This is a genomic window from Pseudoalteromonas sp. KS88, assembly GCF_004766475.1.
Lineage (GTDB): Bacteria > Pseudomonadota > Gammaproteobacteria > Enterobacterales > Alteromonadaceae > Pseudoalteromonas.
In genome coordinates, this window is sequence record NZ_PYHV01000007.1 from 1 (window position 1) to 25,915 (window position 25,915).

The 25,915-nt window shown below is 37.9% G+C and carries 23 protein-coding genes and 1 riboswitch; of the genes, 12 read left to right on the forward strand and 11 right to left on the reverse strand.

The genetic code is table 11. The features are described from left to right. Positions 1–189 precede the first annotated feature (189 nt). Positions 190–570: a hypothetical protein gene (locus tag C7Y70_RS03535; protein ID WP_135473395.1), complete on the forward strand. Its 381-nt coding sequence runs from the start codon at positions 190–192 to the stop codon at positions 568–570. 62 nt (positions 571–632) lie between these two features. On the opposite strand, the gene C7Y70_RS03540 is transcribed toward C7Y70_RS03535, so the two are convergent. The 3 genes from C7Y70_RS03540 to C7Y70_RS03550 form a co-directional block, all read right to left on the reverse strand. Then, a complete protein-coding gene (locus C7Y70_RS03540; protein WP_135473396.1) occupies positions 633–1,904 on the reverse strand; it encodes an HlyD family type I secretion periplasmic adaptor subunit in 1,272 nt (423 codons plus the stop codon). Beyond that, a complete protein-coding gene (locus C7Y70_RS03545; RefSeq protein ID WP_135473397.1) occupies positions 1,897–3,519 on the reverse strand; it encodes an ATP-binding cassette domain-containing protein in 1,623 nt (540 codons plus the stop codon). The genes C7Y70_RS03540 and C7Y70_RS03545 overlap by 8 nt, the downstream gene beginning before the upstream one ends. Before the next feature lie 72 nt (positions 3,520–3,591). Further along, a complete protein-coding gene (locus tag C7Y70_RS03550) occupies positions 3,592–5,187 on the reverse strand; it encodes a calcium-binding protein (protein ID WP_135473398.1) in 1,596 nt (531 codons plus the stop codon). Between the two features lie 40 nt (positions 5,188–5,227). Next, positions 5,228–5,312, reverse strand: a riboswitch (cyclic di-GMP riboswitch). Between the two features lie 313 nt (positions 5,313–5,625). Here C7Y70_RS03550 and C7Y70_RS03555 point away from each other — a divergent pair. The 4 genes from C7Y70_RS03555 to C7Y70_RS03570 are packed head-to-tail and all read left to right on the forward strand — an operon-like array spanning position 5,626 to position 10,032. Beyond that, a complete protein-coding gene (locus C7Y70_RS03555; protein WP_135473399.1) occupies positions 5,626–6,033 on the forward strand; it encodes a hypothetical protein in 408 nt (135 codons plus the stop codon). A gap of 47 nt (positions 6,034–6,080) precedes the next feature. After that, positions 6,081–7,388, forward strand: coding sequence for an O-antigen ligase family protein (locus C7Y70_RS03560; protein WP_135473400.1), 1,308 nt, complete (start codon positions 6,081–6,083; stop codon positions 7,386–7,388). A gap of 45 nt (positions 7,389–7,433) precedes the next feature. Beyond that, the gene (locus tag C7Y70_RS03565) at positions 7,434–8,114 is read left to right on the forward strand and encodes a transglutaminase-like cysteine peptidase (RefSeq protein WP_245321352.1); all 681 of its coding nucleotides are present in this window, start codon (positions 7,434–7,436) and stop codon (positions 8,112–8,114) included. Beyond that, positions 8,107–10,032, forward strand: coding sequence for an EAL domain-containing protein (locus tag C7Y70_RS03570; RefSeq protein WP_135473401.1), 1,926 nt, complete (start codon positions 8,107–8,109; stop codon positions 10,030–10,032). The genes C7Y70_RS03565 and C7Y70_RS03570 overlap by 8 nt, the downstream gene beginning before the upstream one ends. Positions 10,033–10,639: 607 nt before the next feature. Here C7Y70_RS03570 and C7Y70_RS03575 read toward each other — a convergent pair. From C7Y70_RS03575 to C7Y70_RS03590, 4 genes are all read right to left on the reverse strand, one after another. After that, positions 10,640–11,092 (reverse strand): hypothetical protein, encoded by a 453-nt coding sequence (locus tag C7Y70_RS03575; protein ID WP_135473402.1) that lies wholly within the window; start codon positions 11,090–11,092, stop codon positions 10,640–10,642. A gap of 87 nt (positions 11,093–11,179) precedes the next feature. Then, a complete protein-coding gene (locus C7Y70_RS03580; protein WP_135473403.1) occupies positions 11,180–11,629 on the reverse strand; it encodes a hypothetical protein in 450 nt (149 codons plus the stop codon). Positions 11,630–11,906: 277 nt separating this feature from the next. Next, positions 11,907–14,027, reverse strand: a complete 2,121-nt coding sequence (locus C7Y70_RS03585) for a methyl-accepting chemotaxis protein (RefSeq protein WP_135473404.1) — start codon at positions 14,025–14,027, stop codon at positions 11,907–11,909. A 187-nt stretch (positions 14,028–14,214) separates the two neighbouring features. After that, the gene (locus C7Y70_RS03590) at positions 14,215–14,643 is read right to left on the reverse strand and encodes an organic hydroperoxide resistance protein (RefSeq protein WP_135473405.1); all 429 of its coding nucleotides are present in this window, start codon (positions 14,641–14,643) and stop codon (positions 14,215–14,217) included. A gap of 121 nt (positions 14,644–14,764) precedes the next feature. On the opposite strand from C7Y70_RS03590, the gene C7Y70_RS03595 reads away from it, so the two are divergent. Both C7Y70_RS03595 and C7Y70_RS03600 read left to right on the forward strand, forming a co-directional pair. Continuing rightward, positions 14,765–15,202, forward strand: coding sequence for a MarR family transcriptional regulator (locus C7Y70_RS03595; RefSeq protein ID WP_135473406.1), 438 nt, complete (start codon positions 14,765–14,767; stop codon positions 15,200–15,202). A gap of 88 nt (positions 15,203–15,290) precedes the next feature. Then, entirely contained in the window at positions 15,291–16,301 is a 1,011-nt protein-coding gene (locus C7Y70_RS03600) for a zinc-binding alcohol dehydrogenase family protein (RefSeq protein ID WP_135473407.1), read from the forward strand. Positions 16,302–16,366: 65 nt separating this feature from the next. On the opposite strand, the gene C7Y70_RS03605 is transcribed toward C7Y70_RS03600, so the two are convergent. Next, positions 16,367–17,380: an acyltransferase gene (locus C7Y70_RS03605; RefSeq protein ID WP_135473408.1), complete on the reverse strand. Its 1,014-nt coding sequence runs from the start codon at positions 17,378–17,380 to the stop codon at positions 16,367–16,369. Between the two features lie 9 nt (positions 17,381–17,389). Then, positions 17,390–18,079 carry an alpha/beta hydrolase gene (locus C7Y70_RS03610; RefSeq protein ID WP_245321354.1) on the reverse strand — a complete coding sequence of 230 codons (690 nt, stop codon included), beginning with the start codon at positions 18,077–18,079 and terminating at the stop codon, positions 17,390–17,392. Positions 18,080–18,566: 487 nt separating this feature from the next. On the opposite strand from C7Y70_RS03610, the gene C7Y70_RS03615 reads away from it, so the two are divergent. Beyond that, positions 18,567–18,797, forward strand: coding sequence for a hypothetical protein (locus C7Y70_RS03615; RefSeq protein WP_099292901.1), 231 nt, complete (start codon positions 18,567–18,569; stop codon positions 18,795–18,797). Positions 18,798–18,856: 59 nt separating this feature from the next. Continuing rightward, positions 18,857–20,197: an N-succinylarginine dihydrolase gene (gene astB, locus C7Y70_RS03620; RefSeq protein ID WP_135473661.1), complete on the forward strand. Its 1,341-nt coding sequence runs from the start codon at positions 18,857–18,859 to the stop codon at positions 20,195–20,197. A gap of 85 nt (positions 20,198–20,282) precedes the next feature. Here astB and C7Y70_RS03625 read toward each other — a convergent pair whose 3' ends face one another. Both C7Y70_RS03625 and C7Y70_RS20485 read right to left on the reverse strand, forming a co-directional pair. After that, positions 20,283–20,588 carry a hypothetical protein gene (locus tag C7Y70_RS03625; RefSeq protein ID WP_135473409.1) on the reverse strand — a complete coding sequence of 102 codons (306 nt, stop codon included), beginning with the start codon at positions 20,586–20,588 and terminating at the stop codon, positions 20,283–20,285. A 304-nt stretch (positions 20,589–20,892) separates the two neighbouring features. Next, complete coding sequence (locus tag C7Y70_RS20485; protein WP_167850786.1) at positions 20,893–21,036, reverse strand: hypothetical protein; 144 nt, start codon at positions 21,034–21,036, stop codon at positions 20,893–20,895. A 257-nt stretch (positions 21,037–21,293) separates the two neighbouring features. Here C7Y70_RS20485 and C7Y70_RS03635 point away from each other — a divergent pair, with 257 nt between their 5' ends. The 3 genes from C7Y70_RS03635 to C7Y70_RS03645 all read left to right on the forward strand — a co-directional run bounded on the left by C7Y70_RS03635 (position 21,294) and on the right by C7Y70_RS03645 (position 25,900). Then, entirely contained in the window at positions 21,294–22,289 is a 996-nt protein-coding gene (locus tag C7Y70_RS03635) for a DUF4382 domain-containing protein (RefSeq protein WP_135473410.1), read from the forward strand. A gap of 472 nt (positions 22,290–22,761) precedes the next feature. After that, the gene (locus C7Y70_RS03640; protein ID WP_135473411.1) at positions 22,762–23,442 is read left to right on the forward strand and encodes an SDR family oxidoreductase; all 681 of its coding nucleotides are present in this window, start codon (positions 22,762–22,764) and stop codon (positions 23,440–23,442) included. Positions 23,443–23,827: 385 nt separating this feature from the next. After that, a complete protein-coding gene (locus C7Y70_RS03645; RefSeq protein WP_135473412.1) occupies positions 23,828–25,900 on the forward strand; it encodes a bifunctional diguanylate cyclase/phosphodiesterase in 2,073 nt (690 codons plus the stop codon). Positions 25,901–25,915 lie beyond the last annotated feature (15 nt).

Sequence of the window (25,915 nt, forward strand, 5' to 3'; positions counted from 1 at the left end):
AGATGTGTATAAGAGACAGCCTATCTATAGATAAAATATATGAAGAGTTTTTATAGCAGGCACAATAACTCAAAGAGCTGCAGTCATAAAACAGTACAATAAATATACCCAAAGGTTGAACATTCACTGTATTTCAATTCTTTTTCATTATAAAATATGTCTGTGTTATTTACTTTAAGGGTTTAAAAAATGGAATTTCCAAAAGCACTATTAATAACAGCATTTGGTGCGAGCATGTTATTTACAACAACGACTAAAGCGGATGAATATAATCGCGCAGAGGTATATCAAGCTTTTTATTCTTATATAATGCAAAACACATCGATTGATCCTAAATTTCAGTTAGATGATTTTGCATTAAGTGACTTACTTGTTGCAATGCAACAAGTAAGTGCGCCTACAGTTACAAATAAAGAAGAAATAGTTCGTCAGCAATTTGAGTGGTGGCTGGCTCGTCGTGGCCAAAATTTCTTATCCGATGATGATGATGGCCCAGGGGATGGCTGTGTTGGCGGAGGATCAGGATCTCGTGATGGTGATGATGATGACTGTGGTGGTTCTGATAACTAACTATAAATTATCGTGGTAAAAACGCTCTGTAATGAGCGTTTTTTATTCTTGGAAATGTAAAATTAGCCATGCTCTCTTAGCGCATTATAATTCATCTCAAGTAATGGTGATAATAAATAATCTAAAGGAGTCCTTTCTTCTAGTAATATCATAACCTCTGCTGGCATTCCTGGAAATAGTTCTATATTTTCAGGTACAAAATCTATTTTTACTTTTACTTTATACGCTGATATTTCTTTTTCTTTATCATAGATCCTATCAGCAGACACGTTTTCAACCACACCATCTATTGGAGCAACACGACGCATATTGTATGATGATAATCTGACTTTTGCTTGCATCCCAATATTTACAGACTCTATGTCTTTTGGATTTAATAATACTTCAACAATTAAATCCTCTGTATCTGGCACAATATCTAGCAATACCTGACGAGGGCTAATAACACCTTGCAGTGTGTTTACTGATAAATTCACAACAAACCCTGAAATAGGGCTAATTATGGTTGTTCTATCCAATACATCTTTAATACGATGATACTCTGATTTTCTAATGCTTAATAACTCTTGCTGTTTTTCAAAAACTTCTCTGAGTTGTTTTTGGTTCTCGATTTTAATACTTGCTAAAGAAAGTTCAGATTCATTAATAGCAGCTTGAGCCCGTTGTATTAAACCCACATATTCATTTAAACGACCTAGAATTGACTCTTGGTTACTTTTTGCCGCTAAGTACTGTGATCTAGATGAGTAGCCTTTTTTCTCTAGTTCTTGATACATAGCTACATGTTCGTTCGAAATTTTTAACTGTTTTTTATCTGAAGACTGCCTTGCTAGTAGTGATTGTAGCTGTTGAGTATTTTGCTCTTTTTTCTCAAGCTGAAGAGAAATTAAACTGTTTAATTTATGTGTATTGGCATGAAATTGCTCAACTTGATAATCTAACATCGCTTTTATTTTTGGGTTATTGTTATCAAAATCTGAAAATGATAAAACTTCTATTCCTGATAATTCTGCTTGAATTCGTTGAAAAGCGGCTTTTGCATGAAGATATTGAGTCTGAGTTTGCTCAAATAAATTTAAAGCCTGATCTTTAGCCAGTCTAAATAGTACCTCACCCTTCTCAACATATTGGCCTTCTTCTACATAAATGGCTTCGATTATTCCCCCTTCTAAGTGTTGAACACTTTTTTTATGTCCTTTTACAACAACACTGCCCACAGCTATTGAAGCTGAACTTAAAGGAGATAGTGTGGACCATAAAATAAACGTACCAAATCCGAAAATAAATGTTAAAAAGCTTACGACGATCCATCTTTTACTACTATTTTTAGCCATTACTAGCCTCTTTTACTTTATTGCGGCTAGCAAAAAAATCTGCCGTTTTTCCGTTGAATTTAACATTGCCATCTTCAAGATATAGCGCATTTTGCGCTTTACTAATTAAATTCATTTTTTTGGCGCTGTAGATGGTGATTTTTCCTTGCTCGTTTCTTTGCACTAATAATTTTGCCAGCGCTAACTCTGAACGTGTATCTAGATGATCATCAATATTGTCTGCTATTAATACATGTGGCTTATTACACAATGCCCTAATAAGGATAATTAATTGAATTTCAGAGCTGCTAAGTTGTGATTGAATATCGACCAATTCGGTATCATAACCTTGCTCATGCTGCATCACTTTTTCGTGTAGACCAAGTAGTTGTGAAAGCTCTATTGCATAAGAATGATTTTCAGCATCAGTGGACATATTTGAAATAATTGTGGCCTGTGTCAATGGCAAATCAGAACGATAAATTCCAATTATTTTTTGTTTATTCGCGTAATTCCAGCTGGATAATTGGCTTCCATCTATTCTTATTTCGCCAGAAAACGGGGCATATTCACCTGATAGAAGCTTTAGTAATGTAGTTTTACCCGCGCCATTTGCACCAATGACGACATGGGATGAATTAAATTCTGCGCTGAAGTTTTTAATAAACACTTTATTTGCATTTTGATATTTATAAATAATCTTTTGTGCAATTACAGAGCCCGTTGGTAAAGGTGGTTGAGTCTGCTCAGTTGGGGCTAAATCATTCTCGTGATTTGTGACTCTTTTCCAGGCTTTGTAACAGGTTACCCAGTGTTGTAACTGCATAACGGCTTGTTCATAAGGCCCTAATGCGCGACCAACAATTAAGCTAGCAGCAATCATACCACCAACGGATAGTTGTTGATTAAGTACATAGTAAACACCCACACAGGTGATCATTATTTGAATTATTAGTCGATAGGTTTTTGAAAAACTGCTTACATTTAGAGTTTGGGTTTTATAACTCAGCTGATTTGTAGCGGTTTTATCAATATATTTTCGCCATAGTTTAACCATTGGAGCAATAAGACCAGATGCCGTTAAGTAGCGATTATTTTGTACTATGGTTGTGTGAACATTGCCAGATAAAGACTGCAGATTGGCGCGTTGACTAAATTTATAATTAGTAAACGCAAGTATCATAAGTACCACTATACTTGCGAGTGCGATACTAAAAAAAGTTGGGTGAATGATTAACAATACAAATAAAAAAAGGCTCGTCCAGGGAATATCTGCGACTGTTGGCAAGTGGCTTTGTAATCCGTTTTCCGCTTGCTTTATATCGCTGATTAGTTTGCCATTTTCACTTTTTGCAAACCCTACCTCGGCGTATAAAGCATTAGCCTGCTCACGCCACTCATTCGCTGTGGCATAAACTAACCGTTGTTTAGCCCAATCTAAAACGCCATAAACAATAACTAGCCAGCATGCAATTGCCGTTAATAAATACAAGGTATCTAAACTAAAAGAACTTAGTACGCGGTCAAAAACCTGAAGCGAATAAATAGGTACAACTAACATCAGAATGCTAGTCAATAAACTAAAAAAAAATGTCCATTTAACACGGCTTATCACGTGCTGCTTAATTTTTTTCACACCAATTCCAACTCAAAGGAAATAAAAAAACAGCAGCTAAAAGAGCTGCTGTTTCACTATATAAAGCTTAAATTAAGCAATATATGTTTGTTCTTGGTGTATAAAATCAAAAGAGCTTGCGCCACTTGAGTCATTTGCAGACTCTTCAATCACTTCCTCAATAACAGTTACAAGGTTATTGTTCTCAGTTAAGTAAACAGTCTCTTTGAGTTGTGTAGAAGCTTCAAGACCTAACAATGCAACTAGTTCAGCTTCGTAATCGCCTTCTAATTCTTGAGTGGATTGCTGTTCAACCTGCTCTGAGAACGTCAACGTATCAATACCTATTGCAAAGAACATATCATCGTATGCCCCATCCGATTGCTCTGCAACTTTATCAAGTGATACGTTAAGCGCGTAGTTAACATCACTTTCATTACTACCAATAAACGCTTCAATACTATTAAACTTACTTTCACCTAAATCAATATTAACGGCATTATCACCATTTACGTCATCCATTTGGGCAATCATATCAAAACCTTGACCGCCATTTATAGGTCGGTCAATTTCTTCGGCATAAAAAGTGTCATTCCCACGTCCGCCAACTAATCTGTCTATACCACTGCCACCAACTAGTACATCGTTTCCATCACCACCATTTAAGAAATCGTTGCCTTGGGCGCCTTCTAAGCGATTATCAAATTTATCGCCCTGGATCGCATCATTATATTTTGAGCCAATAGCATTTTCGATACTAACAAGATTATCGGCTTCAATCTTGTCAGACTTTACGGCTTGTAATAGCTCTTTCCAGCTTAGAGAGTTCTTATCAGCCATACTTACTGAGAAACCTTGATCTAAACGTACATTGACACCATGACCATCAACTGTGCTACCGAAATAGCTAGCAGTATCGGAGCCTAAACCACCGTGAATGTAATCAGAGCCTCCAGCACCCTTAATAATATTATCACCAGAACTGCCTTGGATGACATCTCTGAAATTTGTGCCTGTGAAATTTTCAACATTAACAAATTTGTCGGCCGCAACCTCACCTAACTCTATTTTGCTATTTATTTCTTTCCATGTGTAATCAAATTTATTTTGGTAATCAGTTGCCCAACCTTTATCCATGCGAGCGTAGACACCTTGCTCCGTTGTTTCACCAAAGAAGTTAATAGTATCGTTACCTTCGCCAGCGTCTACAAAATCGCCCCAGCCTTTGCCAGTTTTAATAACATCGTCCCCGGTGCCGCCATAGAGTGAGTCAAGTCCAGCACCGCCATTTATATAATCATTTCCTGACATGCCATAAATTGTATCTGATTTACTTGAACCTTGAATTATATCTGCATAGTCAGATGCAATTAAAATTTCAAAATTTTCAACTGTATCGTGCGCAACAGTTCCATCAGCTATTTTTGCATTTAATTCTTTCCAACTAAATAAAGATTTATTATCAATACTTGTGACCCACCCTTGATCTAGACGTATATACAGGCCTTCACTTGAAGAGCTGTAAGATAATAAATCAGTGTCGTTACCACCATTTAATCTTGCGCCGAAATCGACGTGATTAACGGTAACTGAATCATTACCAGCCAAAGTATTTATATATTTACCGTTGATAAGCGTATCAAAAAGGTCTATTCCGTTTGTACCAAAGAAAGTTTGTTGCAGATTCATGATAAGAGATGCCTCACATATAAATTTTGTAAAAATAATGTTCAGCAACCCGGCTGTCATCCTAATTAATTAGGAGACCCGTGGCTTTCCGTCCTTGACTCACACCAAGTTTGGCTTTTTTAAGTTCGTGTATTTAATGTACGCATCTACCTACTTGATCTATCAAATCCAAATGAATATACAGTGTATATTTGATCATCAAGATGCGTTTATTAGGTACAAGTCTAGCGTCCCTAAAATAACAATACAAGAGAAATATATTTTTTCCTATATTGTTGTATTAATAGCATTAATGCCAAAATGACAACCTTGTCATTTCTTTTACTTACCATCTCTTTTGTCAAAGAAATAGGTGCAAAAAAGCTAAGAATATATATAATCATTCTTATCAACGATGCTGAATATTGAAACAATTACTAAGTAAGGATAACTAGGAATATGAAAAAAACATTTTTGATTTTTGGATTACTTGCTCTATCTTCATCGGCCTCTGCTAATCAAAACACGGGTGAAGCGTCTAACCTACCTTTAGAGCAACTAAGTCAGTGTTTAACTTTAATTGATGAAGATAAGGAACAATGTTTATCACAGTTAATTAATGGCCTGGCTTTAGGTGACGAGCAGCAAGAATCTTTTTTCGCATTCGCTAAAGCTAATGGTCTCACCGAAGATGAATTGCTTGTTTATGCAAGTACAAACCCAAATCTAAATCTAGAATTGATTAGCTCTGGAACAGCAGTCGGTGGACAAAATAACTTAGGTATCAATTCTGGTACAGGTACACCATTGGCAAGTGCAACCGGTTCAGGTAGTGGTGGCGGTGGTAGTGCTGTCTCAGACAACTAGCCCATTATGATTCTAGGGGGCCCAATAGCAGGGCTTTTTTATAATATATGATTAATAAGTTTATATTTTATAGTATCTGCTGTTTAATAGTTTGGCTCCCAATTCCTCTGGGCAGCAATAGGCCTTGGGCATGGGCAATTTCCGAAATAGTTGTTTTTGCGCTTTTTATTCTGCACCTATTTTCTCACTCAAAAACGAAGACTGCCTTTTTCCCGCCAACCAATACATGGCCAATTTTCTGCTTAATTGGAACTTTAGTTTCTACCCTTATTTTACAATTAGCATTCTATCTGAGCGTTGACCCTATACAGACACAAATTTTATTATTAAAAACCATTAGCTTTTTTTTATTCGGATGGCTGGTGTGTGTTTATACAAATAGTAAAGCACGAATCTCAAAGGTTGTTTATACGTTAATTATTGCAGGTTTATTTCAAGCCACTTATGCTACTATTCTTAACCTCTCCCCCAACTCAAGCACTCCCTTTTTTGGTTTTCAATATGCTGAACGTGCGAACGGCTCATTTATTTATCACAACCATTTAGCCAATTACCTTGCTATGATTTTAGCTATAGGCATCGGCTTTATTATTAGCGAATTGAAAGTTTCTCCTAATTCACACACTAAAGCCCGTTATTATGTAAGAGATATTATACAAAGCATGTTATCGAAAAAATTAATTATTCGCTTGTGTTTAATTGTAGTCGTTACTGCTCTTTTGCTTACACGCTCTAGAATGGGAAATGTGGCTTTCTTTGTATCTTTGGCTATTGTAGGTCTGTATGCATTACTTTTTTATTCTAATAAGCCATGGTCCTTAAAATATTTAATTACCAGCTTTTTTGCTATTGACATAATAATTGTTGGAACAATATTTGATGCCGAAAAGCTTCAAACGCGCTTAATAGAAACAAGTTTTCTTGAAGAGTCCCGCGATGAAGTTGTACGTGATTCACTCACGTTGATCGAAAACTCTTCCTTAATTGGCAACGGAGGGGGTAGCTTTTACGGATTATTTCCAACTAGTCAATCTCTGCCCTATTCGGGTTTTTATGATCACGCTCATAATGAATATGTTCAATTTGCTATCGAGTTCGGACTGATCAGTTCGTTCCTAGTCTTTATATTATCCCTCTACATACTTTTTATAACATTAAAAAATATGACAAAAAAAGCAACACAATTGTACAAAGGCGTGAGTTTTGGTGTAGCCACAAGTATGCTATTTATGATGATCCACATATTTGTCGACTTTCCTTTGCAAGCAACCGCAAATGCCATGACATACATAGCAATTATGTGTTTAGGCTTACTCTGTAATCGTGATGAAAATTTGACGAATCGGCGGTATTAAAACACTATGAAATTATTTTTACTAACGTCTGACTTAGAGTAAAGCTTGAATAAACTTCTCCTATTTGTATGTATATTCGCCTTTTCATTGTATACATTAGCTCAAAAAATTGAAGAAAGACTAAGCGACGAAAAACTTTTACGATTCGTTGCGAATAAATATAATCAAGACGGCGTTGATCGCTATACAGATTGGTTGACTCTTTTGAAGAAGCACCAAAGCGATAACGCATGGGTGCAACTTAATGCTGTCAATTCGTTTTTTAATCGTCATGTTGATTATTACGAGGATATCGCATTTTGGGGGAAAAAAGACTATTGGGCTTCACCAATTGAAACATTAGGCCGAGGAGGTGGTGATTGTGAAGATTACGCCATTGCTAAGTACTTCTCATTACTTGCCCTAGGTGTTCCTGAAAATAAATTAAGGTTAATGTATGTGCGTCAGTTAACTCTTAATGTACCACACATGGTATTAATTTATTTTGAAGAAGAAAATGCGACCCCTCTTGTGTTGGATAACTTCAAACGTAAAGTACTTCCAGCAACAAAACGCCCTGATTTAAAACCTATTTATAGCTTTAATGGTTACGGTCTCTGGTTATCAAAGGCAAAAGGCATAGGGAGTAAGGTACGTAACCAACACGGTTTAAAATCTTGGCAAAGTATGATTGATCGAATTGAAGAAGACCTAAGCGCCAATAATGGAGTAGACAATATTGACTAATAATAACAAAACAGGCTTGAGCCTTAAAACACAAATATATGGATTAATATTTACATTAATATCTATTTCATTTTTTGCACGTTTAGTAATTGATATTGAAAATACTAGAGCCTATTTCATAGAGCAAATGAGCGTCCACGCAAATGACGCAGCAACAAATTTAGGACTTTCAATTTCACCATACACAGACGAAGAAAACCTGGTAATTGCAGAAACAATGATCGCCGCCATATTTGACTCCGGTTATTATCAGAACATACGCTATGTAGATACTCGTGGAACCACCTTAATTGAGCGAGAAAACCCAATAAAAGCAGCTGAGATCCCTATATGGTTTGTAAACCTGTTTGAACTTCCACAAGTAATAGAGTCAAGTGAAGTAAATGGTGGCTGGAATATAGCCGGCACTTTAATCGTCCAAAGTCATCCTGGCCTTTCTTATGATAAATTATGGCAACATACTATTAGCACCTGTGTTAGCACCTTAATTTTATTAGTGATTAGCTTAACTTTAGGCTATTTTATCTTAAATGCTATATTTAAACCTTTGAAAAAACTAGAAAATCAAGCACTATCTGTTACCAATAAGCAATTTATTATCAATAAAGACGTACCCTTTTCCAAAGAGTTGAGAACAGTGACCAAAGCCATGAATGACATGGTAAGAAACCTAAACGCAACGTTTGAATCACTATCAGATCACAGTGATGGGTTGTCTAAAAAAGTATTTCAAGATGAGTTAACGAAGCTTGGTAATCGTCGCGCTTTTGAAAACCAATTTAGTGCCTGCCAAAAGGGTATGACTAATGAAGATGTCTCTTCTTTAGTATTCATTTCTCTTGATTCTTTAAGCCCGATAAACAAACGTTTTGGTTTTTCTGCCGGTGATATATACGTATCTGAAGTTAAAAACCTAATCAAAAATTGTTTTAGCCATTCCCAAGAAAGTGAAATATTTAGGATTTCAGGTGGAACATTTATTTTGATGCTAAACGTAGGTATTGAATATCGTCAAGAAATGTTTGAAAACTTAACAATACAGGTCTCTCAGAAGCAGATAAAAGAACTCGACTCTCCGTACGCGACATTGACTGCTATTGATTATAGCAACGACTGCAGTTTAAGTGATTTACTTTCACGTCTAGACACTACCCCAAAAGAGATCGACATCGCTACTGACTCAAACTTAACAGCTATCTCATTTTCAAAATGGCGTGATGTTATTAACTGTGTAATAGTCGATCGAAACATCAATTTCAGTGTTCAACCAATAGTGGCCGATAATGATGAGGTTGAATATTATGAACTTTTCTCGAATATTTTGCACAACGAAAAAGCATTAAATAATAGCCAAATATTCACTATGGCTGAACGCCTAGAGTTAACAGTTGAGTTAGATAAAGCAATTATAAGCGCTCTACTAGAACTGAATTTGGTGCATTATGAAAAGCCTATAGCCATTAACCTGGCCAAACAATCTCTCTACAGCGAAGACTTCATTCAGTGGTTAGACTTGATCAGTAAAAAAGCAAACGAGAGGTCTCTGCAAATTATATTTGAAATAAAAGAAACGGTAATTATTGATAGCCAGGATCAAGCCTCACATATTATTGCAAAGCTTAAGCAACTTGGGTTCAAAGTATGCATTGAACATTTTGCTATCAACTTAACCTCAATTAAATACTTACAAGGTCTAAACATCGATTATGTTAAGTTAGATGGTGGGTTCACAAATGATTTAAATAGTATTGATGACCAATACTTTTTGAAGACCCTAATTACTTTAGCACATGGCTTAGGCATTAAATTTATTGCATGTTTAATTGAAGACCAACAAACCTACCAAATCTTGAAAGAGAATAATTGTGAATACTTCCAAGGCCGATACCTAGCTGAGCCTAGCATATGTATTAATTAACTTGGCTTGAGTATTTATTGACATATTAATCATTAGAACTAAATGTGCCTCAATAGCCTCTCTGGTATTAAATAATAGATACCAAAGAGGTAGCCACAATACTGAGTAAGCAAATCACCTAACTGCATATAAGGCTGAGCATCAATTAATTGGGTGAGTGAATAACCAATAAGGTTTAACCTGATTATATGACTGAAGACCTAAGCCACTTGCCTTGATTAGACGCTCAGTACGCGTGCATTAATACAATAACCAAAGTCGCTTACACCTGACTTGATAACTGCGTTAGGCACCTTAAACTAACTGTATCACAATGATGAAACCAGCCGCCTTGAATAGTGCTATGCTCAGGTTAACTGATGAATGTCTAGTGCCCCAGCAACTCCAAAAGGATATAGGAAAAGCCTGGCTGCGATGAGATCGCAATAAGAGATTACTGCGTAACGCACACTAGATGTGTTTACCGTAAGCTACTGGCTTAACAGTCTTATCGACTGACAAAGTAAACAAATGTGTTTAATGATTTGGGGCTAACCGTAACTTTATAAAAACGGTCGAAAAGAATAAGAGTGCCGACTAACAGAGTTAAGACTTATATGTTTTATAGCTACTTTTCGTCTCTGTCATAAATTATTGACTTTAAAGCTGGGCGAACGACAGCGAGAACTAAAATAATAATTACGAGTGCTCCCAAAACCGATTTAACCAGTTTAAAGAACCAAGGTCTTTGCCATACATTTCCTGTTTCTACTTCTCGTTTCTTCTGTTTGATGAATTCATCATAAGCTTTATTCAGGTCAGTGTGTTTAGTAATTTCTGGGTACTCAATAACAATACCGATTTTCGCTAGCGAGACACGAGCTAATTCTGACTGCTCTTGGTTTACGTAAAGCATATGATTTTTCACGTCGGCGTAGTAATAAATGCGCTCTTGTTCTAAAACATCTGCGATTTTAACTGAGTCAACCAAGCGCATATCTTGAATAAGCGGTCTATAAACAGGACTATCTACATTTGCCCATTTAACGACAAAAATTGCAAGAAGAACTGATATACCCAAAACCAGCAGTAGCTTGCGTTCTTTTGTGATTAGTTTACTAATTTTATCTCTCCGTGATATCGATATTACAGCCGAGTTTGCAAGTCGTTATGTTTTTACTGCACTGATATATGACCAGTTTGATTTGATACCAGCAGCGTAAGATAAACCGATTGCTAACCATACGACTGAGCTTGATACCCAAAACCAAACTCCTAAATTTACAACGTATGGACTATCAAATAGCACTGGGATGAAAAAGCCGTACGTGCCTCTGATTATACATAAGGCAGCAATTAATATTAGGAATAACTTTAAAAATGGAAGTTTACGAATTATACCTGCACCAGAAAGTGCGTATATAGACCAACCTAAAAAAATACACACTAAAATGGAACCTACAAAAGCTGGATACAAAGAGCCTGATTCAGCTTGTTTAGCTAAACTTTCACCTGCTCCTGAAGCTAAATACCAATCTGGCCCACCAATTATTATTGCTATATGAAGTAAGCTACCAAGAAAGGTTAATACCGCACCAAAAATAAAACTCTGCTTCATCCGTTGACTCCTTCCTAAAATGAAAACATAACGGGCCTGTAAATTAACTCGTTTAAACTATTTTTATTGGTGAATCAACCATAGCCGAGTTCCTATTTTGGTTCAACCAGTTACTTCGATTCTACATAAAATATAAAAGAGGATTTGCTGTTGCTTTAAATTGTGTTTTGGAAGGTATGACAGGTGCTTAAGTCGTTTCTCATAGCTGCTTTTCAGAACAAAATAGCGCCACTATACCTTAACCACTCGCTTGGTATAGCAGCGTTTAAATCTCTTATCAGGTTTTTAACTTATTCAACTCATCATCTTGCTGAGCAACTAATTGATTTAGCATTTGGCTGCCATCGCCAGCTTGAGTTGAAAGTTCCGCTAGTTGTGACGCAGCATCCGAAATCAAAGTAAGATTGCGGTTAATCTCTTCTGTGACAGAGCTTTGCTCTTCGGCAGCTGTTGCTATATGTGTTATCTGCCCGGTAATATCTTCAACTTTAGTCACTACACTGTGTAGTGCATCAAATGCCACAGTGGTTTCATCCACAGCCGTTTGCGCTCTGACAACGCCTTTCTCAATTACTGTAGAGGCATTACCTACTTCGAGTTGCAAGCTGTCTATTAAACCGCTGATGTCATCGGTTGAAGCACGGGTTTTTGATGCCAGCGCCCTAACCTCATCGGCAACAACAGCGAAACCTCGTCCTTGCTCACCAGCTCGAGCAGCCTCAATAGCTGCGTTAAGCGCAAGTAAGTTAGTTTGTTCTGAAATTGTACGAATAACATCTAATATTTGTGTAATGTCATTACTGCGCGCCGCTACTTTTTCAACGGCTTGATTGGCCTGTTTAATTTCATCAGACATGGTTTTCACTTGGGTGACCGCAGACGACAAGCTAGATTCACTGCTATTTACTAACGAGTTTATTTCGTCTGCTTGCTGGGCGGATTGCTCAGATGCACGGGCTACTTCAAGTGCAGTGGCACTCATTTCATTCATTGCTGTTACAACACTTTCAATCTCTTGAAACTGAGCCTGCACATTTTGTTTAGTATCAACAGCAACATGCGCCGCGGTTTGTGCCTGTAGTTTAGTTTGCCCTGACACATCTTTTAGTTGGGCGATTAAATCACGTAGTTTGGCTAAAAAAGCATTAAAACCGTCAGCAAGAGCAATTAATTCAGCGTGAGACTCAACGGTTAATGTTTGCGTTAAGTCACCTTCTGAGCTCGCTAAATTATCTACTCGCATTTGAATTTGTTGCAGTGGCGCAATAATACTTTTGATAACAAGAGTCATTATTATGAAGGCAACTACAGCGATAATAATGCCTGTAACTAGAATAATACCACCTAGTGTATTGGCGTTTTTATCCATGGTGTCTGCCAATGCTTGCGGGCCTAATAATGCAAGCTCTGTAGGTACTTCAATCAGTAAATTCCATTGTTTACCCGCTAACTTAATGGAAATTGGGTAGTTAACTAAATAATCATCGTTTACTTTATGAATGCCACTGTCTTGTTTCAGACGGTCAAAACTGGTTGCTAAACTTGAAGACGTCGCTTCTTTAAGCGGACGCCCTAGTTTATCTTTGTAATGACTGCTACCAACAATTAAATCTAACGAGCTCAGTAAGGTCACTCTCGCTTTACCATTGTAGAGCTCTTTTGAAAGCTGCTCAGTCATGGTTTGAAAAACCGGTAATGTTAAATCAACCCCTGTAATCCCAATAAATTTGCCACCTCTCATAACTGGCACAACAAGGGATGTCATCATCTCAGAATATCCCGGCGATATTTCATAAAGATAAGGTTCCATAATGCAGGGTTGTTTAGTGTCTTTAGCACATAAATACCACTCAGCTTCTCGTTGGCCAAACTCATTAAGTTTAGTTAAGTACTTTTCATTAATATCTTCAACAACTTGCTGTTCAATCACACCATCACGACTACGTGTAAAATACACTTCTAGCGTGCCTTCACCGGCAACTGAATGCTTAAAGCCTGATTGATATTGATCGTCATTGCCATCAAAACCATTCGCTTCAAATTGCGAATAAATAGATGAAATGTTTGTGTTTTTCTTAAGTAGCGACTCGTTCAACGCAACCACAGACTCGCGGCTTAATGTGCTTGCCGTTTTTTCATCACCGAGTATTGCTGCGAATGAAAACGGCACTCGGTATGACTCATTGATAAACCCTGCAATTCGCTCCCCATACGATGAAGCGTTAGCGATGAGTTTTTCTTCTACTTCAGCAACAATTAGTTTTCTTGAATCAGCAGATAAATCTTTATTACTATTTGATAATTCCCACCACAAAATACTCGATAAAACAAAAACGGTAATAAAGATACTTCCTACGGTTATCCAAAGTAACTTTTTAGATAATGCTAATTGCTGCATTCGCCTATTCCTAACCCTTAATTAAACTGCTGTTTTGAGTTTAGTCTAATTATGAAAAGTTACAGCATATTATTGAAAAAACGTGATTAACATGGCAATTCTTGATACGTAATAGTGATATGAATAATGAGTGTAAAGACAAGCCTACCAACCTAATAACTTACTTGGTTGATAGGCACTACATAAATTAGATAACCGAAAGTTCCACGGCTATGTTACCGCGAGTTGCATTTGAATATGGGCACACCTCATGCGCTTTATTAACAAGTGCGTTGGCTGTGTCTTTATCCACATCACCTACATAAACCGCAAGCTTAACAGCAATACCAAAACCACCTTCGATTGGGCCTATAGATACTTCTGAATCAATACGCGTGTCTGCTGGTAGTTTGATTTTTGCTTGTCCTGCAACAAGTTTTAATGCACCAATGAAGCATGCTGCATAGCCCGCTGCAAATAATTGCTCTGGGTTAGTACCTCTACCATCATCTCCACCCAAGCCTTTTGGTGTTGATAAAGCAACATCGAGGCGACCATCATCTGATTTTGCCGTGCCTTCACGTCCACCTGTTGCCGCTGCTTTTGCCGTATACGCTACGCTTTGTAATTCTTTCATGAATGCCTCTTTAAGTTGATTGATTTATTTTGCATGCAAAATAATAAAATTAAAAATCCAACATTGCAAATACTTTGTGTACAAATTAAAATACCAGTAATACATTACACTTTGAGTCAGTATGAAATTTTCACAATTAAAGTTAGATAATCAAATTTGTCATCGCTTATACATGGCGTCAAACGGCATTGTTCGTGCATACCGAGAAGCGTTACTCGCGCTTGATCTTACTTATCCGCAATATGTTGTAATGATGGCGCTGTGGGAAAAAGATAATAATAGTATTAACACGCTGCTTGAAAAAACAGCCATTGATGGCGGTGCTATGACGCAAATATTAAAAAAGATGACGGATAAACAGCTGCTTAAAATTGTACATGATGACCAAGATAAGCGAAAAAGGTTAGTAAAACTGCAACAAGCTGGGCATGAACTGCAACATAAAGCAGCTGAAATTCCAATGCAAGTCCGCTGTAAGTTTCCTTCAATTTCTGAACAAGAAGCCGCGCAGCTAATAACCTTACTCGATAAGTTGAATAATGATTTAATTAGCCAATAATTTTTGAATGTCATTCTATCTAGCGGGACTTTTTATCTACGAGAACTGCGTTATAGTAACGCCATAACGTTAACTTATCGGAGTAAACATGAAAGCATTTGGTTATACACAAGCAACTAAAACACTCACACCTGAGTCATTTCAAGCGATTGAGCTTCCCACACCAAAGGCACACGGCCATGATATATTAGTTGAAGTATCAGCCATTTCAGTGAACCCTGTTGATGCAAAAATTCGTGCTAATGTATCTTCTGAACAAGGCTATAAAGTAATTGGTTGGGATGCTGTGGGCACAGTTAAAGCCGTTGGCGATAAAGTAACTTTATTTAACGTAGGCGATCGTGTTTACTACGCTGGCGATTTAACCCGCCAAGGCAGTAATGCTGAGTTACAGCTTGTTGACGAGCGAATTGTCGGCCGCGCCCCTAGCACCTTGAGCAACCCAGAAGCTGCGGCTCTTCCTTTAACAAGTATTACTGCATGGGAACTTCTGTTTGACCGTCTTCAAATTTCAAAGAGTCAGTCGGCAAAACCGGCATCACTTTTGGTCATTGGTGCAGCAGGAGGTGTAGGCTCTATTTTAGTGCAACTAGCAAAGCAGCTTACTAATTTAACCGTTGTGGCTACAGCATCACGCGCGCAAAGTGTTGCTTGGCTAAATAAGTTGGGTGTAGACGAAGTGCTTGATCACACGCAAAGCCTTGATGAGCAACGCACTCAACGTAACATGGATGAGTTTGACTATGTAATTAGCTTAACGCATACAGATCAGCACCTTGATGAAATTATTAATGTTATTAAACCACAAGGAAAGTTAGCGTTAATAGACGATCCTGCCAGCTTTGATATTTTAAAATTAAAACGTAAGAGTATTTCACTTCACTGGGAGTTTATGTATACCCGTTCGATGTATCAAACCGACGACATGATTGCGCAACATCAGCTACTTACTGAATTAGCAGAGTTAGTTGATAATGGCACCATTAAAACGACTTTAGGCCAACATCTAGGAAAAGTCAGCGTTGAGAATTTAGTAAAAGCGCACCAAATTTTAGAATCCTATCAGTCACGCGGAAAACTTGTCCTAGAAGGGTTTTAAGGCAGCTTTTTTAATTTATTACTTATAATGCCTCAATCACTGAGGCATTCGCTTTACTGCTCAAACTACAGGTTAGCTGCTCTTTTGTTTCGAATTAAGTTTGCTACTGGCTTTTCAAAATAAGTATACGATACAAAGGCGATTGCTATACTTGCAACCAGAGAAATAAATAACTTGCTCTCGACTGACACAGTCAGGTTATTGACCAATAAAATAACTGGCATATGCAGTAAGTATAATGAATATGAAATCTTACCTAATAAATCACCTACCCTATTAGCTAATATTCGATTGTTATCCGGTACTAAAAATACAATGGCAAAAAACACACTCGCCATTATAAAAAGTACTTCATAGCTTAGCCACATTCTGTATTTGGCATCACTCGTTACGGGTGAAAAAGCAGGGTAAAGTAAAGGGATTAAGCAAAGTGTTAGTACAAAGCCATGGCTTTTCAAGTAATTAGGGATTGTTAACGTTGAATAATTTAGCCCCAAAATAACACCTATAAAAAAGTAAGGTAAGCTCCTAATGGTGTTAAATACATTGTAAGGGATGCTATTAACCTCACCACTTATTCTGGGAAAATTAGTCAAAAATAATAAAATCATGACTGCAATGATAACAATATAAATATACCCCTGCCGATTTTTAGAAAGCGTCCAAAATATAATAAAAACAAAATAAAAATGCACTTCAGGTGGTATTGACCACAACACACTCTCGCCATGTAAAAATAACAGGTGGCCAATTAACACGTTGACGCCAGAAATGTCGTACAGCAGAGGGAGTTCTAACAAGGTAAAAATATAAGAGCCCAATACAACCACTAAATATAATGGCACTACCCTGGCTGCACGAGCCAAAAAGTAAGTCATTACGGTTGCTTTATTGAACGCTTTTTGTGAGTACAGGTGCGACATTAAAAAGCCACTTAACATAAAAAACAGCATCACACCGTAAGCACCTGAACCACCGCCTAATGCGCCATCAAACCATTGAGTGATATCACTAAAATGGGTAATAAAAACAATAATTGCAGCGAGTCCCCGCAGTGAATTTAATTTTCTGATTTGCAAAACTGCTCCTTACTTTGCATCTTTTAGCCATTTTTTAACGGGGTCAACCCACTGCGGTATTGGAGTATAAAAAGCCCCGTGCTCTTTCGATGTACTTATCGCAATTTCAGTAAAATGTGCAACCTGTTTACTACGATCAATCAAAAACTGACAAGAACCCACCTCATCCGAGGTTTCGTAAATTGATAAAACATTGCCGTACATTTTTAAGCTGGGTTGATTACCCACATAGCGGCCACAAGCTGCCAAAAGAACAAAGTTTACCTTCTCATTTGCTAACAAATTTGATGCCTCGATAGTAATCGCACCACCACGAGAAAAGCCAATCAGTGAAATATTACTCGCAGAAACCCCTTGTGCGATGAGCAAACGAACATCGTTTTCTAGTTTTTGGGCAAACGCTTTAGGCTCGGTATTTTTAGCCCTGTGATATGCAATCAGATTATAATCAGCATCTGCCAAGGCTTTTTTTATCATTGGAAATTCATACTTCCCCCACCGAGCATTAACAGGTGTCGGGTTAGTGCCTTCAACAATTAGGCCATGAGAATAAAATACGTATTTTTGCGATCTTTCTACCTTGTCAGGAAATTGCTCGTACACGTCTGCCGCAAAGATCGATGAGGGAAAAAATACAACAAACAGTAGCTTAATACTCATCCAAAACATGGTGATAGCCGAACGGGCATCAAAAGCCATAAAAATACACTCTGAAATTTATAAAATTAATTATAAAACAATACCCTAACCAAGCTTTTTTACCAATAGGCGATTACTACCTAATTACTTATTTGCAAATTTGGCTCTGAACTCAATAACACGGTCCTTACCTTCATCTTTATTGCGCCAGCAAAGTGCAACAACATAAAAAGTTTCACCGTTTTAGTGCTTCTGTTGTTTGATGATTATTTAAAATAAAATAAACCATTGATTTTAAAGTAGTAAAATTAACTTATCGGCTGGCATGGATCTTTCATTGGTAATGATAAGTCTTTTTAAAAATTTTAATTTTTAAAAAGTAGGTAGCTAGGCTACATAACATGCGAAATTACACCTCTTCTACAGGGAGCACGAGCTATGACCAATTTTTACCACACTCTGTATCTATTATGGCGCTTAGATATAAGCGTTTGGCATGTACATGAGGCAAACGATACACATACAACAGCTGAAAAGGAGCGTCGATATGTTAAATAACGCCCCTCATCTGGATGAAGTGCTGCAAAAACTCAGTGGTTATCAACTAACGATTACTGAAGCGGCAGAGCAGTATGATTTACCAAAACGTGTCATTTATAAAGCCTTACGCCAACAACAAGCTAAAAATACCAAACAAAAAGCGTACTTAATCGCAGTACAAAAGCGTTTACAGCAAACATTGCAAACTGTAGAACTAGAATTAGCTAATTTAAATTGATCAAAAACGTATAAATTTCACTATAGTTATACAAAACCTAAAAATGTTGTCTCATAATGATTAAAGCAGTAGAAGTAAACTTCGATGGCCTTGTAGGCCCGACTCACAATTACGCAGGATTATCATACGGAAACGTCGCATCACTAAATAATGCGACAAGTTATTCCAATCCTAAAGAGGCGGTACTTCAAGGTCTCGCTAAAATGAAAGCCATGCATGACTTAGGCTTAACCCAAGGTGTGTTCGCTCCTCATGCAAGGCCCGACGTAGATATTCTACGCCACCTCGGTTTTAGTGGCAGCGATACAGATGTAATAACCAAAGCCTTTAAGGTTGACCCAATTCTGCTGCGCGCGTGCTATTCAGCGTCAGCGATGTGGACTGCAAATGCTGCAACCGTTTCTCCATCAGCTGATACACTTGATGGCAAGGTTCACTTTACTGCCGCAAATTTAAACAATAAATTTCATCGTTCTCTAGAGCCTGCAACGACTACGCGTTTATTAAAAGCTATGTTCAATAATGACACTTACTTTAGTCATCACACTCATCTTCCTGAACAAGGTTTTTTTGGTGATGAAGGCGCAGCAAACCACACTCGATTAGCGGATGATCATGCCAGCACAGGGCTTGAAATGTTTGTATATGGCGCCAGCGCCTTTAATTGCACGTTACCAAAACCCGCCAAGTTTCCAGCACGTCAAACCCTTGAGGCCTCACAAGCTATCTGCCGGTTACATGATTTAAAGCCCACCAGCCAAATTTTGCTACAGCAAAACCCAGATGTAATCGATCAAGGTGTATTCCATAATGATGTTATTGCCGTGGGTAACGCAAATGTCCTGCTGTGTCATGAACAAGCCTTTATTAATCAGCCGCAAGCTATTGAACAAATAAAGCGTGCCTATATAGGCGAAAAAGCACTGCATATCATTGAGGTGCCAACAGCTAAAGTAAGTATCCAAGACGCTGTCTCAAGCTACCTTTTTAATAGCCAACTTGTTAGTTTAAATAATGGCAATATGATGCTCGTAGCGCCGCAAGAATGCCAAAATAACAACGCCGTAAATACCTTTATAAATGAAATGATCGCGGCAGATAACCCTGTTAATCAGGTTCAATTTTTTGATTTAAAGCAAAGTATGCAAAATGGAGGCGGGCCTGCGTGCTTACGGTTACGTGTTGCACTTAACCAACAAGAACTCGCAGCTGTTAACCCAGAGGTTATCTTAACAGATGATAAATACCTGCAGCTGTGTGCATGGGCCAACGACAACTACCGCGATAGACTGACCAGTGATGATTTTGCAGATACGAACTTATTATTGGAAAGCCGACAAGCGCTCGACGAATTAACGCAAATATTAAAACTGGGCTCTGTATATTCATTCCAGCGTTAACTTGTACTGAGTATTGATTTTAACGCTCCATCTAGGACTATCGCTGTTAGTAATAAGTAACTTACAGCGATACAAAAAGGTTTTTTTAGCAGTAATCATTACGATTTTGTAATGTTATAAGCCATTCATATAAGCCATTTTCATAGCGTTTTAAACGTTGTTGGTGCTTATTTGTAAGCGTATAGAAAGGCGCCACACAAATAAACTTCTCACCCGTAATAATCACACCTTTTATGCCACATATTGAATAAGGACGAATATGGTTAATTTGTTTAGCCGAAAAATAATTTGCTCGCTTAAAAATAGAAAGCGTATGCACACCATGCTTACATATAGTGAGTGTTTTCTTGCCATTACCAAGCAATACTACAATAACAGCTGTTACTAACACAGTTAAACTATAGGTTAGTATGTTCAGCCAACCATCAGGGCTGATTAGGTTAGCCAATAATATTAGGGCGTGTTGACCTTTCGTGATTAATTTTGCAGCAGTATGTTTGGTATTTAGGCAAGGCAGCGCCTATGCAGTGTGGTTGTTCCCCATAAATAGGCGATAACGCAGTATAAATGCCAAACATGCGCTGCCCAAAGGGTTCTTCCTAGGGGCGATTGACTCTTTGTTACCTACATGGATGTAGGTAAGGGGCGCTAGCAGGACGCGGTAGCTTTGCTCGGTTTTTACTTAGCCCGCTAGGTTACAAACCTCGCGCCGCGATTAAATCGCCCCTAGGTTGAACAAATTTCAATCCACAAAGGTCAACACGCCCTAATAAATTGATGAGTACTAACGTCATTAATGTGTTTACTTCACCTTGTTTTTCTAAATCTAAGACGTGCATTTTTATTCCTGATTTTATGGGGCTGGCGTTAACACCGTAAAATTACCCAACAAATATGGAGCAAAAATGTAGAAATGACGGATATGGTTTAAGCAATTACTAGTAATGAGTTTCATCAGCAAATATAAGTGCTAACCATTATCTAGGCCTCCAATTAAACCGACTAAATCTAATAGGTATTAATCAATCCTAATTCAAGTTGTGTTAAGTATTAACTCCTATACTGACGCCAACACTGAGAAGGGAAAGGTTAAATTATGAACATCAAAACAACACTTTTAAGTAGCACTATTTTAGTTGCACTCACGGCATGTGGTGGTTCAGACAATATTGATTCGCCAACAACTCCACAATCGGCAAAATTTAACTTAGGTGTTTCCGATGCACCGGTTAGCGGGTTACGTGAGGTTAACGTTGTATTTAACTCTATCACCTTAAGACAAACTAATGGCGCAGAAGATATTACCTTTGAAACACGCCAGACAGATGACCAAACTAAACCTGAAATGGTAAATTTGCTTGATTACACTGGCGATGATGTTTTCTCATTAATAGATGATGAAGACGTGCCAACTGGGCAATATTCATGGATCCGTGCCGATGTTATTAATGGCGATAAAAATGACCTTACTATGACCTCACACGTTGTGTATGAAGACGGAAGCATTGCACCTTTGGTTGTTAAACGTAAGGGTAACGACGGTATTGGTGAAATTCAACTTGACGGCTTTACCCTAAATCAAACTGATAATGATTTTGTACTTGAATTCGACTTGAAGAAGTCGCTTGTAAATCCACAAAACAGCGATGAAATATTCTTAAAACCTCGCGGCGTTCGTTTAGAAAACTTAGCTGAGTCAGAAGAAATTGAAGGTACTATAAGCGACGCACTTATTGCCAACTGCGAAACAGACAATATCGCACTGGCTGCTGAAGATGGCTCATTTGGTCATGCTGTTTACCTTTATAGCAATGATGTAGCCGAGCCACTGGATAATTACGAAGTAACCGAAGATGAAACTCCTGCTGATGCGCCTTTAGCGACAGCCAATGTGGTATTTGATAGTGACGACAATCAATATGAGTTTGAGCTTGCCTTCATCAATGCTGGTGATTACCAATTAGCTTATACCTGTGCAGCACATATTGATGATGCTGAACTACGCGATGAGGCATTTACACTGTATCAAGTTAAACCGGTTACGGTAACTGCGGGTGATGATCTTGACGTGACTTTTACTGTTAGTCAGTAACAAAAACTATTTGTCCTGTTTAGGTAGAAAAGCCCATCAGTTAACGCTGGCGGGCTTTTTTATCTACGTTCTGGTACCTATTCAAGGTCACCGACTCTGCAATGTGCAGCGTACGTTGCGAAAATATTAAAAGCATACTTTCACGTTTTAATTTCTTTGATTATTGCTGTAACTCAGCACAATATAAAAATAAGCAAACCCCCATAGCTTCTAACTAAAGGCCACCACTTCGCATAAGCTAGCTCAAATTTAACCATCAAATAAAAGTCGCGCGAGTATATGGCGATAACGCAATTAAAACTATTTCATTTCACATATCCAAAGTTAGCCACTTAAATTTTTATAATTATATTTTCTTAACATCAGCTTATTCAATTTGAGTTAATCGAGGGATGTTAGTGTGAACAACACGCTCTAATTAAAGTTAGTTAGTATCACACTCTTTTGAATATGTAATTAAGGAGAAGTAAACATGGTCGAAGAAAAAATAGTACTTATTACAGGCGCTTCCAGTGGTATTGGGGAAGCTACAGCAAAAACATTAGTTGAAAATGGCCATAAAGTCATTTTAACCGCACGCAGCAAAGACAAATTAACAGCTCTTGTAGATGAGTTAGGAGCTGAAAATGCCTATGCTATTACTGCAGATGCAACTGACTTTAATGAGCTAGAAAATGTCGTTAAAAAAGGTATAGAAAAATATGGCCGCTTGGATGTTGCTTTCGCTAATGCTGGAATGGGCGTAAGCACAGCCGGCACAGAGAATGGTGATGTAGACGAATGGCGCCAGATGCTCGATATAAATATTAATGCGTTACTTTACACCGCAAAGCTTACTTTGCCTCATTTACGTGAAACCACTGGGCACTTTATTTTAACCAGCTCTGCTGCTGGAAGGGTTACTATTCCAGGCTCAATCTACGGAGCAACCAAGTGGTTTGCTTACGGTTTTGGCCAAAACCTCGCAGAAGAGATGAAAGAGTGGCAAGGCCGCTGTACTACAATAGCGCCTGGCATGGTAAATACCCCATTTTTTGATGAAGCCAAACCAGACAAGCTTGATCCAACCGATGTAGCGGAAGCGGTTTTATTTGCTATTGAAGCCAACCCTCGCTGTAACGTGCGCGAGTTATTTTTAATGCCAACAAACTAGCAGCCGTTTAAACATGGCGCGAGGTTTGTAACCTAGTCGGCTAAGTCAAAACCGAGCTACAAAGAGTAAACCGCCCCTCGACAAAACCGCCTGTTGGACATTGATACTGTTATCTCCTATTTATGAGGAGTCATCACACCACAGGCGTTGACTTGCCCAAGTACCAAATAGACTACTGCAAATTTAACCTTGGAAGGTCAACAAACCCTAATATAATTAGTAGATAGGCTTTAAGCCTATCTACCTCCTCGGCTTCATTAATTACCTCGAAATATCAATAATAAAATAAGCGCTTCTTGCAAAAACAACAGTGAATAACTACTAAAAATCACGCTTTTTTGTCTATGCTATAGATTAGATAAACCCAATGATAGGACATCTGTGAATGGCTACAGACAATGCCAAGAGTTTGCCCACAGGCCACTATGTGACTAATGATCCATTGCATCAACTTTTTGATGCAATCGATTCTATTTCGGTGCAAGGCTATGATGAGCAAAGGCAAGTCACTTACTGGAACAAAGGCAGTGAAATACTCTACGGGTATACTAAGCAAGAGGCTATGGGCAAGAGGCTCGAAAGTTTAATTATTCCAGAACCTATGCAAGAACCCGTTATAAAAGCTCATAGCGATTGGGTTACGCTAGGAATCGAAATCCCAGCAGCAGAACTTACGTTGAGTCATAAAGATGGCAGTGAGGTTGCGGTATTTTCAAGTCATGTAATGCTTACTAATCAATACAACGCCAAGCAAATGTATTGCATTGACATTGATTTATCCGACGTACATAAAGCACAAGCCGAAGCCACATTAAATGCCAGTATGTTACAAACGATATTTGAAGCAATACCTGACTTATTTTTTGTGTTAGATCACCATGGGACAATCACTGATTATCATGCAAGCAATAAAAATGACCTCTACATCTCACCTGAACAGTTTGTGGGTAAAAAAATGGTTGATGTGCTACCTGATAAAGTCGCGCAAATGTTTAAGCTGAATATAGAAAAAGCGCTCACATACAATGAAATGGTCAATTTTGAATATGAATTAAGTATGCCTGATGGCACTAGTTATTATGAAGCCAGAATGCGCTTGCTGCCAAAGAAAAACCAAATCATGATGATCATTCGTGATATTACAGATCACCATCGTTCAGCAGAGTTGATTCGCCATCAAGCGCATTTTGATAGCTTAACCGCATTGCCTAACCGTTTTTTGTCACTTGACCGGTTATCGCAAATGTTAGGCTCAGTAAAGAGCAAACATGAAAAAGCCGCAGTTTTCTTTTTAGATCTTGATAACTTTAAAAAAGTGAACGACTCATTAGGTCATGAAGTAGGCGATAAACTTTTGATTGAAGCTGCGTGTAGGTTAAAAAATGTTTTAGAACAAGGCGATACTATTGGTCGATTAGGCGGTGATGAGTTTATTATTTTAATTTCTAATTTAAATGATGAAAGTAATGCCAAAGCTATCACTGAACGCTTACTCAACGCGTTTAGAAAACCTTTTAGACTAGAGGGAAGAGAATTAATTCTTACATTAAGTATTGGTATCGCAATGTCACCCAAAGATGGAACGTCAGCGTCTGAATTATTACGTAATTCAGACACCGCGATGTATCAAGCAAAAGCACTTGGCCGAAACACCTCTTCTTTTTTTACCCCGCAAATGAATACAGCTATGCAACGCCGCTTTGAAATAGAAGAGCAAATGCGTGGCGCACTTGCAAAAAGTGAATTTGAAGTTTATTACCAACCTCAGATAGATGTGCAAACTAATACGCTCATTGGCGCAGAGGCATTACTGCGTTGGCATAACAACAAACTTGGCGCAATTACGCCGGATGAATTTATACCCATTGCTGAACAAACTGGTTTAATTATCCCTATAGGCGAGTTTGTAATGAAACAAGCTCTGCTATTCTTAAAAAGATGGCAAGCAACTAACAAACAAAAGTACACGATGGCTGTTAATTTATCACCCAGTCAGTTTAGAGACCCTGAGCTACTCGATATGATTATTCATTCATTAAATGAAAATAATATAAATCACGAATGTTTAGAATTAGAAATCACCGAAGGTGTATTAATGAATAGCCAAGACTCTATACCTGATGCACTTAAGAGAATTGGTGAGCTAGGTATAAAGTTATCAATGGATGACTTTGGTACAGGCTACTCTTCTTTAAGCTACTTACGTCAATATTCATTCGATGTCCTCAAAATAGACCGTAGTTTTATCAGTGTCATAACGGACAATAAAGCGAATTGTAATTTAGTTAAAGCGGCTATTGCCATGTCACATAGCCTAGAAATAGAGGTAGTCGCAGAGGGCGTCGAGACCAAAGAACAGCTCGATTTACTTAATGCGCTTGACTGCGACATCGCTCAGGGTTTTTATTTAAGTAAACCGTTACCCGCCGAGCAAATGATCGCCTTCTCACTAGAATAACGAAAAGTAGTCTAA

Excerpts from the sequence above, each read along its gene's own strand:
- C7Y70_RS03535 (WP_135473395.1), top strand. The coding sequence starts at position 190 with ATGGAATTTCCAAAAGCACTATTAATAACAGCATTTGGTGCGAGCATG.
- C7Y70_RS03595 (WP_135473406.1), top strand. The coding sequence starts at position 14,765 with ATGAAATTTTCACAATTAAAGTTAGATAATCAAATTTGTCATCGCTTA.
- C7Y70_RS03640 (WP_135473411.1), top strand. The coding sequence starts at position 22,762 with ATGGTCGAAGAAAAAATAGTACTTATTACAGGCGCTTCCAGTGGTATT.
- C7Y70_RS03555 (WP_135473399.1), top strand. The coding sequence starts at position 5,626 with ATGAAAAAAACATTTTTGATTTTTGGATTACTTGCTCTATCTTCATCG.
- C7Y70_RS03590 (WP_135473405.1), bottom strand. The coding sequence starts at position 14,643 with ATGAAAGAATTACAAAGCGTAGCGTATACGGCAAAAGCAGCGGCAACA.
- C7Y70_RS03550 (WP_135473398.1), bottom strand. The coding sequence starts at position 5,187 with ATGAATCTGCAACAAACTTTCTTTGGTACAAACGGAATAGACCTTTTT.
- C7Y70_RS03585 (WP_135473404.1), bottom strand. The coding sequence starts at position 14,027 with ATGCAGCAATTAGCATTATCTAAAAAGTTACTTTGGATAACCGTAGGA.
- C7Y70_RS03540 (WP_135473396.1), bottom strand. The coding sequence starts at position 1,904 with ATGGCTAAAAATAGTAGTAAAAGATGGATCGTCGTAAGCTTTTTAACA.
- C7Y70_RS03560 (WP_135473400.1), top strand. The coding sequence starts at position 6,081 with ATGATTAATAAGTTTATATTTTATAGTATCTGCTGTTTAATAGTTTGG.
- C7Y70_RS03580 (WP_135473403.1), bottom strand. The coding sequence starts at position 11,629 with ATGAAGCAGAGTTTTATTTTTGGTGCGGTATTAACCTTTCTTGGTAGC.
- C7Y70_RS20485 (WP_167850786.1), bottom strand. The coding sequence starts at position 21,036 with ATGCACGTCTTAGATTTAGAAAAACAAGGTGAAGTAAACACATTAATG.
- C7Y70_RS03615 (WP_099292901.1), top strand. The coding sequence starts at position 18,567 with ATGTTAAATAACGCCCCTCATCTGGATGAAGTGCTGCAAAAACTCAGT.
- C7Y70_RS03635 (WP_135473410.1), top strand. The coding sequence starts at position 21,294 with ATGAACATCAAAACAACACTTTTAAGTAGCACTATTTTAGTTGCACTC.
- C7Y70_RS03645 (WP_135473412.1), top strand. The coding sequence starts at position 23,828 with ATGGCTACAGACAATGCCAAGAGTTTGCCCACAGGCCACTATGTGACT.
- C7Y70_RS03610 (WP_245321354.1), bottom strand. The coding sequence starts at position 18,079 with ATGGCTTTTGATGCCCGTTCGGCTATCACCATGTTTTGGATGAGTATT.
- C7Y70_RS03600 (WP_135473407.1), top strand. The coding sequence starts at position 15,291 with ATGAAAGCATTTGGTTATACACAAGCAACTAAAACACTCACACCTGAG.